Genomic DNA, 12,318 nt, shown 5'->3' with positions numbered 1-12,318 from the left:
GGAATAATCCCCTCTTTTTTGCGGTCTTCGGGGCACAGCAGCACGCCCGCTGCAATCGCATCACGCGGCGAGCGCAGTTGCAGCGGTTGCCCACAGAGTTGCAACTGCCCGGCAGTCGCGCGCTCCAACCCGCTGAGCAGGCGAAACAGCTCGGTACGCCCCGCACCGACCAAACCGAACAGGCCGAGAATCTCGCCTTTGTGCACCTCAAAACTCACCGGCTCACGCAAGCCAGGGCCGAGTAAACCCTCAACCTTGAGCGCAACCTCGCCGTGGTCGCGTGGGCGATAATCGTAAATATCCTGAATGTCGCGGCCGACCATGCAGGTGACCAACTGGTCGTGGGTCAGCGCGTGCATGTCGTCAAAGGTGCGCACGTAACGGCCGTCCTTGAACACGGTGACGGCGTCGCAGATGCGGAATACTTCTTCCATGCGATGGGACACATAGAGCACCACTTTGCCCTCATCACGCAGGCGCGTGATGATCGCCATCAGCCGGTCGATTTCGCGCGCCGACAAGCTGCTGGTCGGTTCATCGAAGGCGATCACATGCGCGCCACGCGACAGCGCCTTGGCGATTTCCACCAGTTGGCGCTGGCCGAGTGACAGCCGGCCAAGCTTTTCCTCGGGGTCGATTTCATCCGCCAGGCCTTTGAGGCAGGCCAGCGCCTGCTTGCGCAACACGCCGCGATTGACCACGCCGAAGCGCGACGGCAAATGCCCGAGAAACAGGTTTTCGGCCACGCTCATTTCCGGCACCAGGTGCAGCTCCTGGTGAATCACCGCGACGCCGCTGGCAATGCTGTCGGCAGCGCATTTGAAAGCCATGGTGTGCTCGCCGATCTGCAACGTGCCGCTGCTGGGGATGTAGGCGCCGCCGAGAATTTTCAACAGCGTCGATTTGCCTGCGCCGTTCTCGCCCATCAAGGCGTGCACCTGCCCCGGTTGGGCGGTGAAGCTGATGGCGTCGAGCGCCTTCACGCCGGGAAAGGTTTTACCGATGCCGTTGAAACTCAAATGTGCACCGGCATTATTATGTGTTTGTAATTGCGCGTGCATAACCACCTCGTCACACCGATCAGGCGGCCCCGTTGCCGGGGCGCCAAGCAAAACCATCAGTTCCACAAACCGATTTTTTCCAGTTCCTGCTTGAAGTTCTCGCGGGTAATCAGCGTCACTTCATCCATGGCGGTGTACTTCGGTGGCTCTTTGCCGGTGGTAACCCAGTCGAACATCATCTTCGCGGTGTTGTAGCCCTCGATGTGCGGGCTAGGCAGCATCGAGCCGAAGAAGCCGCTGTTGGGCTTTTTCAGTTCACCGATGGCGTCGGTGCCATTGATGCCGATACCGATCACGTTGGCGGCTGCAAAGCCTGCGCTTTCGGTGGCGCGTACGCCGCCCAGCACGGTGTTGTCATTCATGCCGCCGATGATCAGGTTTTTTGCACCGCTGGGCAGTTTGACCAGTGCCGAGTTAGTTGCGTCCATGCTGCCGGGTACGTCGAGGGTTTTAGCGGCGGTAAAGAGGATGTGGTCCTTGGGAATACCGGCTTCTTCCAGCGATTTAACCGAACCGTCGGTGCGTTTCTTGCCGGTGTCGAGTTCGTTGAAGGTGTTGATCACGGCGTAGGTGTCTTTCCAGTCCCAGCCGCGTTTTTTCGCTTCAGCCGCCATCGCGGCGCCCTGCTTCTGGCCCACTTCGAAGGCGGCCATGCCCAGGTACGGCACGTCCTCCATGAAGTTGCCTTTGGCATCGACAAAACGGTCATCCACCGCAATCACTTTCAGGCCGTTGGCCTTGGCTTTGGCGACGATGGCCGGGCCGAGCGACACGTCCGGTGGGCAGATGACAAAACCCTTGGCGCCATTGGCCGCAAGGCTGTCGATGGCCGAGAGGGTTTTTTCGCCATCGGGCACGGCGATCTTGATCACGGTAAAGCCATGTTCCTTGCCGGCTTTTTCGGCAAAGGCCCATTCGGTCTGGAACCACGGCTCTTCAGCCTGTTTGACCAGAAAACCGATCTTCACTTCTTCTGCGGCCAGCAACAGGCCGCTCAAGCTTAAGGCCGATACCGCCACAGCGGCGCAGCACAGGGAACGGATACCACGACGACGATTCATACGGGTGACTCCTTGTTGTTGTTGTTCAAGTCTTGGGGGTTAACCGGCAAAGCGGTGACAGGCGGTGCCTGGCACGTCAACCTCAATGGCCAACAGCGCGCCATCCAGGGGGTGATCGAGTGGGCTGGCGGCGCTGGTGATGTACAAGGTGCTGAGGTTGGGGCCACCGAACACGCAACTGGTGGGGCGGCTGACCGGCAGTTCGATAATACGGTCGACTTCACCCGAAGGCGTCAGCCGCAGCAGGCAACTGCCGTCCCACCGCGCGTTCCAGATATAGCCTTGGCTGTCCAGCGCCGAGCCGTCCGGCCCGCCGCGCGCATGCGCGCCGAACCACACCTGCGCCGGGCCGAGTTGGCCGTCGGCCTGGACCGCATGCCGATACAGCGTGCCGTCCAGGCTGTCGCCAAAATGCACGTGGCCGCCGTTTTCGCTCCACAGCAAGGTGTTGGGAATGCCCAGGCCGTGCAGCAACGGCGTGACCTGCGCATCGGCATCGATGCGAAACAGGCCGCCGGAACGCCGCGTGACGGGCAGGTCTTGACCCTGCTCACCGATATTGTTTTGCATGGTGCCCAGCCACAGGCGACCTTGGGCATCGCAGCGTGCTTCATTGCCACGATTGCCCGTTTGCGGGTCGGCCACGCAGAGCAAGGTCAAGGCTTCGGTGGCGAGGTTCAGCCGGTAAACGCCGCTGCACAAAGTCACCAGCGCGTCACCGCTGGCACACGGAATAAACGCCGAGACGTGCTCGGGCAACTGCCAGATTTGCAGCTGCCCGCCCATCCAGCGCAGCGCCTGTTTGCCGATGATATTTACCCAATACAGCGCCTGAGTGGGCGCGTCCCAGAACGGACCTTCGCCCAACTGTGCGCGGTGCGGGGTAACGGCGTTACACGGCATGTGGCCTCCTGGATTATTCTTCTTGTCAGGTAAGTGTTTCAGCTGCGCGTTACAGCGAATCGCGCGACGGCGTGCCATCCACCAGCCGCTGGATACGCAACGGGTTGGCGTTTTTCAACGCGTCCGGTAGCAGGCTGTCAGGGTAGTTCTGGAAGCACACAGGCCGCAGGAAGCGGTCGATGGCCAAGGTGCCGACCGACGTGCCACGCGCATCGGACGTCGCCGGGTATGGCCCGCCGTGCACCATCGAATCGCAGACTTCCACACCAGTCGGGTAACCGTTAAGCAGGATGCGGCCGACCTTTTGTTCCAGCAGCGGGGTCAGTTCGGCGAACTGCTCAAAGTCTGCCGGCTCGCCAATAATCGTCGCCGTGAGTTGGCCGTGCAGGCCGTGCAACGCGGCGCTGAGTTGCGCCTGATCGGCGACTTCGACGAACACCGTGGTGGGGCCGAACACTTCTTCTTGCAGCACTTCATCGCCCTCGATCAGCAAGCGCGCATCGGCCTTGAACAACTGCGGCTGCGCCTGGTTGCCGGCTTGGGTGCTACCGGCCAAATGCTCAATGCCAGGGTGCGCCAGGAGCTTTTGCAAACCCTTGCCGTAGCTGCTCAAGGTGCCGGCGTTGAGCATGGTTTGCGCCGGTTGCTCTCCGATCAACTGGGCGACCTGTTGGGTGAATGCGCTGAATTCAGGCGATGCGATACCGATCACCAAGCCTGGGTTGGTGCAGAACTGGCCACAGCCTTGCACCACCGAAGCGGTCAAGTCGCGGGCGACGTTTTGCGCGCGCGCCTGCAAGGCGTGGGGCAACACGATCACCGGGTTGATGCTCGACATTTCAGCAAATACCGGAATCGGCTGCGCACGTGCCGCCGCCATGTCGCACAACGCGCGGCCGCCCTTGAGCGAGCCGGTAAAGCCGACCGCCTGGATCGCCGGGTGCTTGACCAGCGCTTCACCGACGCCACCGCCGAAGATCATATTGAACACACCCGCCGGCATCTCGGTGGCTTCGGCCGCGCGAATAATCGCGTCAGCCACGTGCTCTGCCGTCGCCATATGCCCGCTGTGGGCCTTGAACACCACCGGGCAACCCGCCGCCAGCGCCGCCGCGGTGTCGCCGCCCGCTGTGGAGAACGCCAGGGGAAAGTTGCTCGCGCCAAACACGGCGACCGGGCCGAGGCCGATGCGGTATTGGCGCAGGTCCGGGCGCGGCAGAGGCTGGCGATCAGGTAGCGCTTTGTCGATACGTGCGCCGTAGAAATCACCGCGGCGCAACACCGTTGCGAACAGGCGCATCTGGCCGCTGGTACGCCCGCGCTCGCCCTTGATACGTGCGGCGGGCAACGCGGTTTCGCGGCACACCAACTCCACAAAATCGTCGCCCAGCGCGTCCAGCTCGTCGGCCACCGCATCCAGGAACTGCGCGCGGCGCGAGGCACTCAAGGTGCGGTACGCAGGGTAAGCCGCTGCGGCGGCTGTAGCGGCAGCGTCAACTTCTTCGGGGGTGGCCTGGTAGAAATGCTGCGGCAAGGCTTCGCCCGTTGTGGCGTCTACGCTTTGCAGGGTGATGCTGCCGTTGGCGCTGCGCTGGCCGCCGATGTAGTTGTGGCCGAGTAACTGGGTCATGTGGCTCTCCTTAAAGGGTGATGACAGTGCCGGGTTCGAACACCGCGTCAGCGCTGCCGACCGTGTTGATCAGCGGTGCGCCGAACTCGGCTTGGCTGATCTCGAACACATCGCCCGGTTGGGTACGTATACCGTCGGCGAATGACAGCGTAGCGGTGCCGAAGAAATGAATGTGCACATCGCCCGGCGTGAGGAACTGACTGTACTTGAAATGATGGTATTCGAGGTTTTCCAGGCTGTGGCACATATTCGCCTCGCCACTGAGGAACTGGTTTTCCCAAATGACCTTGCCGTCACGCAGGATGCGGCTGGTGCCCGCCAGGTGCGCGGGCAACTCACCCACGCGCAGCTCCGGGCCGTAGCTGCAACTGCGCAATTTAGAGTGGGCCAGGTACAGGTAGTTTTTGCGTTCCATAACGTGGTCGGAGAATTCGTTGCCGACCGCATAACCCACGCGATAGGGTTTGCGGTCGTGGCCGATCACGTACAGGCCGCCGATTTCCGGCTCTTCACCGGCGTCGTCGGCGAACGGCGGCACCGGGAATGCCTGGCCTGGGCGTACCACGGTGCTGCCGTCGCCCTTGTAAAACCATTCCGGTTGCACGCCCGCTTGGCCGCTGGCAGGTTTACCGCCCTCCACGCCCCATTTGAAGATGCGCATGGTGTCGGTCAACGCGCTGTCGTCGCCGGCCTGGTGCATTTTGTCGCGCGCCGAGGCGCTGCCCAAGTGGGTCAGGCCGGTGCCGCTGATCAGCATGTGCGCCGGGTCCGGGTGGTCGAGTGGCGGCAAAATTTTCAGCTCGGCCAACAATGCAGCGTAGTCATGGCTATCGCCCAAGCCGAGGCTTTCAACCTGTTGCTGCAAATTGACGCCGGCCTCGATGGCGGCCAGCGCCAGCTCGCGCACCGTGTGCACGCTCTGAACTTCGCGCAGTTGCGTGCCTTCGACGACGCCAACCCGACGCTCATCGTTAGCCAATTCGAACTGAACTAAACGCATGAAACTTCTCCTCGATTAAGTGCGTGTGGCGCCACGTGCGCTGGCCGCAAACTGGTCGGTGGGCAGTACGTGCTTGCGTTCCAACACACGATAGACCACGCCGGTCAGCAGCAACCCGAACACCATCACGCCGGACAAAAAGTACAAACCCGACGCCAGGTTGCCGGTGTATTCCTTGAGCGCACCGATCACGAACGGGCCGATGTAGCCGCCGAGGTTGCCGACCGAGTTGATCAGCGCAATACCCGCCGCCGCACTCGCGCCGGCAAAAAACCGCCCCGGCAAGGTCCAGAACACCGCGGTGCAGGAAACAGTGCAAACGCCGCCAGGCACAGCGCCGCCATTTGCAGCACCGGCACACTCAGCCAGGCACTGAAAAACAGGCCGATGGCGCCGAGCACATAGAGCACGGCGAGGTGGCCATAACGGTCATTCAAACGGTCGGAGCTGCGCGGGATGATCAGCAGCCCGATGATGCCGAAGATATACGGCACGGCGGACACGAACCCGGTGGTCAGGTCACTGCCGCCGAACTGCTTGATCAGGGTTGGCAGCCACAGGCCAAGCCCATAAATGCTCAAGGTGACTGGCAGGTAGAACAACGCCAGCAGCAACACACGCGTGTCTTTCAGCGCGTGCAGCGGGTTGCCGTGGCGGGTTTGGCCATAGGCTTGCAGGTCCTTCGCCAACTCACCGGTGAGCCAGGTTTTCTCGTCCTCGCTCATCCATTTGACCTGCTTGGGGCCGTCCGGCAGGTAGCGCAGCACCGGCCACGTCAACAACAGTGCCGGAGTGCCGATCACAATAAACAGCCACTGCCAGCCGTGCAGGCCAAATATGCCGTCCATACCCAGCAGGCCGCCGGACACTGGGCCGGTGATCATCATTGCGATGGGTTGCGAGAGGATGAACAGCCCGAGAATCTTGCCGCGATGGCGTATCGGAAACCATTGGGTGATGTAGTAGAGCACGCCCGGAAAGAACCCGGCTTCGGCCGCGCCAAGCAGAAAACGCATCACGTAGAAGCTGTGCGGCCCCTGCACAAAGGCCATGCCGATGGTGATGGCGCCCCACGTCAGCATGATGCGCGCAAACCAGCGCCGCGCACCGAAGCGGTCGAGCATCAGGTTGCTGGGAATTTCAAACAGAAAGTAGCCAATAAAGAACAGCCCTGCTCCCAGGCCATACGCCGCGTCACCGATGCCAACGTCGGCGCCCATGTGCAGCTTGGCAAAGCCCACCGCCGAGCGATCCACGTACGCGATCAGGTAGAGCAAGATCAGGAAGGGAATCAGTTTCAGCGTAATGCGCCGTATAAGCCGCAGTTCCTGGCTCATGGAGTCGATCTCCGATTGTTGTTTTTATAGACGCTCGGGGGATGGCTCTCGCGAAAATACGCCAGGGTCAAGCCGAAGATGAGATTGACTATATAGTAGTACTATTTAGCAAACAACACTTCCAAACAGAAGATTTTGCGCTTATGTTTAGCGGCATAGAGATCATATAGTCATACAATAAGAGAGACCATCATGCCTGACAAAAAGCCCGGCCTACGCTCCGCACAGTGGTTTGGTACCGCCGACAAGAACGGCTTCATGTACCGCAGCTGGATGAAGAACCAGGGCATCGCCGACCATCAGTTCCATGGCAAACCGATCATCGGTATCTGCAACACCTGGTCAGAGCTGACCCCGTGTAACGCGCATTTCCGCCAGATCGCCGAGCATGTAAAACGTGGCGTGATCGAGGCGGGTGGCTTCCCGGTAGAGTTCCCGGTGTTCTCCAACGGCGAATCAAACTTGCGCCCTACCGCCATGCTCACCCGCAACCTGGCGAGCATGGACGTAGAGGAAGCGATTCGCGGCAACCCTATCGATGGCGTGGTGTTGCTGACCGGCTGCGACAAAACCACCCCGGCGCTGCTGATGGGCGCGGCCAGTTGCGACGTGCCGGCGATCGTGGTCACCGGCGGGCCAATGCTCAACGGCAAGCACAAGGGCCAGGACATCGGGTCGGGCACGGTGGTCTGGCAGCTCAGCGAACAGGTCAAGGCAGGCACGATTACCCTGGATGACTTTCTCGCGGCCGAAGGTGGCATGTCGCGTTCGGCGGGCACCTGCAACACCATGGGCACCGCGTCGACCATGGCCTGCATGGCCGAGGCACTCGGTACGTCGCTGCCGCACAATGCGGCGATCCCGGCGGTGGATGCGCGCCGTTACGTGCTGGCGCACATGAGCGGCATGCGCGCGGTAGAGATGGTGCGCGAAGATCTGAAGCTGTCGAAAATTCTGACCAAAGAGGCGTTTGAAAACGCGATTCGCGTGAATGCGGCCATTGGCGGCTCGACCAACGCAGTGATTCACCTAAAGGCAATTGCCGGGCGCATCGGCGTCGAACTCGACCTGGATGACTGGACCCGCATGGGCCGGGGCATACCGACGATTGTCGACTTGCAACCGTCGGGGCGTTTCCTGATGGAAGAGTTCTACTACGCCGGTGGCCTGCCCGCCGTGTTGCGCCGCTTGGGCGAAGCCAACCTGATCCCGCACCCCAACGCACTCACCGTGAACGGCAAGAGCCTGGGCGAGAACACCAAGGACTCGCCGATTTATGGCCAGGACGAAGTGATCCGCACGCTCGACAACCCGATCCGCGCCGACGGCGGTATTTGCGTGCTGCGCGGCAACCTTGCGCCGCTTGGCGCAGTGCTCAAACCCTCGGCCGCGAGTGCCGAACTGATGCAACACCGTGGCCGCGCGGTGGTGTTCGAGAATTTCGACATGTACAAGGCGCGCATCAATGACCCGGAACTGGACGTGGATGCCAACTCGATCCTGGTCATGAAAAACTGCGGCCCCAAGGGTTACCCAGGCATGGCCGAAGTCGGCAACATGGGCCTGCCGGCCAAGCTGCTGGCGCAGGGCGTGACGGATATGGTGCGTATTTCCGACGCACGCATGAGCGGCACCGCCTACGGCACCGTGGTCTTGCACGTGGCACCCGAAGCCGCTGCCGGCGGGCGTTGGCCACGGTGCAGGAAGGTGACTGGATCGAACTTGACTGCGCCAATGGCCGCTTGCACCTGGACATATCCGACGCAGAGCTGGCGGCGCGCATGGCTGACCTTAAACCGCCGCAGAACTTGATCGTCGGCGGCTACCGCCAGCTGTACATCGAGCATGTGCTGCAGGCGGACCAAGGCTGCGACTTTGACTTTCTGGTGGGTTGCCGTGGGGCGGAAGTCCCGCGTCATTCCCACTAATTGGGATGCTATGATGCCGCCTATTTAGCCAGAGCCTGCCTTTCGTTATGGATCACCAGCCGCCCAAGCCGCGCAAGAGCATGCATGCCCAGATCGTTCAGGACTTGGGCATGCACATCGTTTCCGGCCGCTTCAAACCCGAAGAACGGCTGCCCATGGAGGCCACGCTTTGCGAGGAGTACAAGGTCAGCCGCTCGGTGCTGCGCGAGGCAACGCGGGTGCTCAGCGCCAAGGGCCTGGTGTATTCCAAACCCCGCGTGGGCGCAGTGGTGCGGCCGCGCTTGAAGTGGCATTTGCTCGACCCGGACGTGTTGTCCTGGTTGATGCAGTCCACGCCGCACAGTGAATTTTTCAACACGCTGGCCGGCGTGCGGCGCATCCTCGAACCGGAAATCGCCGCCATGGCAGCGACCACCGCCACCGACGAAGACATCGCTACCATCGAGGCTGCTTACCTCGGCATGGAAACCGCGAAGACCCACGATGCGCTGTTACAGGCCGACCTGGACTTTCACCGCGCGATTGCCGACGCCACGCGCAACGACTTGCTCGCCTACATGTGCAACATGCTGTCGTTGCCGCTGCGCGAGTCGATCAACATCACCAACCGCCGCCCGGATATTCAGGGCCTCAGCCTGCCCCGCCACAAGGCGATCCTCACGGCCATTCGCAACCGTGACGCCCTCGGCGCACGGCACGCCTCGCTGGTGCAACTGGATGACACGCGGGTGGCGCTGGATACCGTGATGAATGTGCTGACCCCGCTGTAAAGCAGGGCCAGTCGGCTGAGTTTTTCGCGTTCGACAGGTGCATGCCATTCGATACGCCCTTTTACCGAGAAACCTGGAAGGCCTACGATGAAACTTCGTAGCCTCATTCGGAAACGTCTCAAATACACAATGAGTTGCAGCCTAGAGACCGTGGCGTTAACCTCTCGCCGTCGCTGCTCATCAGCGATCGGGCCTGGAAACCCGTCACCGAGACGCACGTAGCGTCGTCAAACAATCATCAGACGCTTTTTTTGTGTCTGCGGTTTGTGCTTTTTGGCGGCCGTGTGCGGGAGACATTCGTGTCTGCCGAGTTGTCTCTGTCTCGGTTTCCAGCCTGCGCACGGCTGCCACCCATCACCTGGAAATGATGAGTGGCCGCCAAAGTTGGTCATCACAGAGGTTTCATAACGTGTTCGAATACCACAGTGCAGTTCGCACCAACATTGCCTCCAGTCACTTGGGAGGCCAGCAATGATCAACCCATCCTCAGCAGAAACCATTGGCGCTCAGACCTTCGCAGATTGCGGCGAAGAAAAAGGCCATTTGAAGCTGTTCCGCGTCAACGCCGGGGTTCCTCTTCGTGAAGCGCTTGAACATGCATCGCACGTGCTCTACTACGCAAAGATGCTCTCGCTTGAGGCCGCAATGGACCCAAAGGCGGAGAAATTCGCGTTCGCCTCGCACTACTTGGGCGAAATGGGCAAGGCCATCATTGATGATTTACTTTTGGCGATGGAGCCGAGTAGTCCCGAACCGCAGTAAGTAGTTCGCGCCCGGTGCAATGCATCGGGCGCCTAACCACTATCACAGCCGCAACTGCGTAATTGTCGCCCATATGCGACATTACGCTCTACCCTTTAGCAAATGCCGCCACTCTGTCAGACATTTACAGTCTCATTTTCGGAAACGTCCGACTTTACTTCCAGCTTTTATATTATCAGTGTAGCGGCGTAATAAATACGTGCTGCTCCCTGTTACCGCCTGATAGATCCCCGCCCTATCGTCCAGTCAAAGTGACAATAAGGAAAGCAGCACACTTATAACCCTGGATCAGGATAATAAAAGTGAGTGCAGCATCGTCCCGTTTGTACACCAATGAAGTCTCTTCAGGCTTTCTCCGCGATCCAGAAAACTTGAGGCTAACGAAGAGAAAACTAGGCACCTGCAACGAAGGAGTGTCGACAATAGTTAAACAGCAGCAGAAACACATAAAAACTCACCCTCCTATCGCCATCTACCGCATCGCAGCGCAAGGCAGCCAAACCCGCAACGGTGGAGTTATTCAACAAACGGTATCGACGATGGAATTCAAGCTGCCCAATGGTGAGCAAGTACGTGCAGCGCAGAAGGGTGATTACGCTGTATATCCCGACGGCACAACGGCGCAAATCGTGACTGCTGCGGGTGAAGGCTTTAACCATGTTGCGCTGTTACGCTAATCACGTTGAGGCGACCAGTCGCGCAGCCGAGTATATGAAGGCAAGTGGATGGGCAAGTGGCCTAGCCGGTGGTTCGATTTGTGTGGCGCTTGGCATCTCTACAGGGATCGGTGGTGTCGTATGTGTTGCATCCATAGTGGGGGCAGGCGCATGGGTGGGGACGACAGTCGGTGGTATGGGCGGCGAATTAGGCGGCGAAATTTTGTACGAGAAAACTTTACAATGACCTCAGACGAATTTTGGAAATCCTGGCTGGCTTTCTGGATTGTTGCTGGCGGCCCAGGCCTGCTTGCACTAGTCGGACTATCATTCAGTCTGTACCTTACCCGCCGTCACTTGGACGCGATGAAGGAGGCTTTGAAGAACAGCCGCTACATTTATATATGGGGAGATAGCTTGGGTAAGCGCGGTGTAATTTGGTCCCTATTGGAAATGTCAAAAATTGCCGGAATGATTACGATGCCAAAAGCGTACATCCGCCTAGGCGACTTGGACCCGGTAGATTTAGAAAACTTCCCACCGTATCTGAAACGTCTTCTTGTAATCGTGACGGCGATGATCTTCACGCCTGTAATTTGGATGGTAGTTGTGGCCGTCGTGCTGAAACTTAAGTAGCGCGATGGTCGACTATCCCAAGGCTCAAAGCGCAGCACTGTTGCCAAGTGCAGGATGGCGCATGGGAGTACGCCTGGCCACCCTGGACTGCGATCATTCTTACTAGTGGCTGGGGTCTGCTTGCATTTATGAATCTTGCTTACAGCCCGTAACTTACCCACCGCCACTTGGACGCTATGAAAGAGGCCTTGAAGAACAGCCGTAATATTTATATTTGGGGAGATTACCCAGGGAAACGGGGTTTGATTTGGTCTCTCTTGGAGATAGCCAAAATCACAGGAATGCTAATGATGCCAAGGATACACATCCGTCTTGGCGACCTAAACCCTGTCGATCTTGAAACCTTTCCTCCTTACCTTAAACGCCTGCTGAAACTCGACTTTGCGATGATGATTGGGACTTGAGTTTGGCTAGCTGTTGTATTCGTGCTGATAAAACTCAGGTAATTCGGGCGAGTGTCACTTGAGGTCTCTTATCAGGAAGGACCGAGTGAGAACTCGTTCCAACCCATACGCCGATCACGCCGCAGTTGCTGATCCACCTTCAAAAACAACTGCCTGATCGGCCATATCTG

The 12,318-nt window shown here is 59.5% G+C and carries 10 protein-coding genes and 2 pseudogenes; 6 read left to right on the top strand and 6 right to left on the bottom strand.

Annotation, left to right across the window (positions count from 1 at the left end; genetic code table 11):
- The 6 genes and pseudogenes from F0169_RS19360 to F0169_RS19335 all read right to left on the bottom strand — a co-directional run.
- The coding region (locus F0169_RS19360) for an ATP-binding cassette domain-containing protein (protein WP_152747361.1) at nt 1-1,061 on the bottom strand (1,061 nt) is incomplete at its 3' end.
- A gap of 56 nt (nt 1,062-1,117) precedes the next feature.
- A complete protein-coding gene (locus F0169_RS19355; RefSeq protein WP_099239400.1) occupies nt 1,118-2,122 on the bottom strand; it encodes a substrate-binding domain-containing protein in 1,005 nt (334 codons plus the stop codon).
- Between the two features lie 39 nt (nt 2,123-2,161).
- Nucleotides 2,162-3,025, bottom strand: coding sequence for an SMP-30/gluconolactonase/LRE family protein (locus F0169_RS19350; protein WP_152747360.1), 864 nt, complete (start codon nt 3,023-3,025; stop codon nt 2,162-2,164).
- A 49-nt stretch (nt 3,026-3,074) separates the two neighbouring features.
- Nucleotides 3,075-4,655, bottom strand: a complete 1,581-nt coding sequence (locus F0169_RS19345) for an aldehyde dehydrogenase (NADP(+)) (protein WP_152747359.1) — start codon at nt 4,653-4,655, stop codon at nt 3,075-3,077.
- A 10-nt stretch (nt 4,656-4,665) separates the two neighbouring features.
- Nucleotides 4,666-5,655 (bottom strand): AraD1 family protein, encoded by a 990-nt coding sequence (gene araD1, locus F0169_RS19340; RefSeq protein WP_152747358.1) that lies wholly within the window; start codon nt 5,653-5,655, stop codon nt 4,666-4,668.
- A 15-nt stretch (nt 5,656-5,670) separates the two neighbouring features.
- Nucleotides 5,671-6,992: pseudogene (locus F0169_RS19335) on the bottom strand (MFS transporter).
- A 192-nt stretch (nt 6,993-7,184) separates the two neighbouring features.
- Between F0169_RS19335 and F0169_RS19330 the strand changes: the two are divergent.
- The 6 genes and pseudogenes from F0169_RS19330 to F0169_RS19300 all read left to right on the top strand — a co-directional run bounded on the left by F0169_RS19330 (nt 7,185) and on the right by F0169_RS19300 (nt 12,148).
- A pseudogene (locus tag F0169_RS19330) lies at nt 7,185-8,920 on the top strand (IlvD/Edd family dehydratase).
- Nucleotides 8,921-8,967: 47 nt separating this feature from the next.
- Entirely contained in the window at nt 8,968-9,690 is a 723-nt protein-coding gene (locus F0169_RS19325; protein ID WP_099239412.1) for a FadR/GntR family transcriptional regulator, read from the top strand.
- A 471-nt stretch (nt 9,691-10,161) separates the two neighbouring features.
- Entirely contained in the window at nt 10,162-10,452 is a 291-nt protein-coding gene (locus F0169_RS19320) for a DUF3077 domain-containing protein (protein WP_122250302.1), read from the top strand.
- A 302-nt stretch (nt 10,453-10,754) separates the two neighbouring features.
- The gene (locus F0169_RS19315) at nt 10,755-11,129 is read left to right on the top strand and encodes a hypothetical protein (protein WP_152747357.1); all 375 of its coding nucleotides are present in this window, start codon (nt 10,755-10,757) and stop codon (nt 11,127-11,129) included.
- Between the two features lie 222 nt (nt 11,130-11,351).
- Entirely contained in the window at nt 11,352-11,744 is a 393-nt protein-coding gene (locus F0169_RS19305) for a hypothetical protein (protein WP_122250301.1), read from the top strand.
- A gap of 188 nt (nt 11,745-11,932) precedes the next feature.
- Entirely contained in the window at nt 11,933-12,148 is a 216-nt protein-coding gene (locus F0169_RS19300) for a hypothetical protein (protein WP_241679146.1), read from the top strand.
- Nucleotides 12,149-12,318: the final 170 nt, after the last annotated feature.

The organism is Pseudomonas kitaguniensis (assembly GCF_009296165.1).
In the GTDB taxonomy this organism is placed as follows: Bacteria; Pseudomonadota; Gammaproteobacteria; order Pseudomonadales; family Pseudomonadaceae; genus Aquipseudomonas; species Aquipseudomonas kitaguniensis.
The sequence above is the reverse complement of the archived record's forward strand: the minus strand, read 5'-3'. Positions and strand labels throughout refer to the sequence as shown.

Coding starts and splice junctions, on each gene's coding strand:
- F0169_RS19355 (WP_099239400.1), bottom strand. CDS start 2,122: ATGAATCGTCGTCGTGGTATCCGTTCCCTGTGCTGCGCCGCTGTGGCG.
- F0169_RS19320 (WP_122250302.1), top strand. CDS start 10,162: ATGATCAACCCATCCTCAGCAGAAACCATTGGCGCTCAGACCTTCGCA.
- F0169_RS19325 (WP_099239412.1), top strand. CDS start 8,968: ATGGATCACCAGCCGCCCAAGCCGCGCAAGAGCATGCATGCCCAGATC.
- araD1 (WP_152747358.1), bottom strand. CDS start 5,655: ATGCGTTTAGTTCAGTTCGAATTGGCTAACGATGAGCGTCGGGTTGGC.
- F0169_RS19350 (WP_152747360.1), bottom strand. CDS start 3,025: ATGCCGTGTAACGCCGTTACCCCGCACCGCGCACAGTTGGGCGAAGGT.
- F0169_RS19305 (WP_122250301.1), top strand. CDS start 11,352: ATGACCTCAGACGAATTTTGGAAATCCTGGCTGGCTTTCTGGATTGTT.
- F0169_RS19345 (WP_152747359.1), bottom strand. CDS start 4,655: ATGACCCAGTTACTCGGCCACAACTACATCGGCGGCCAGCGCAGCGCC.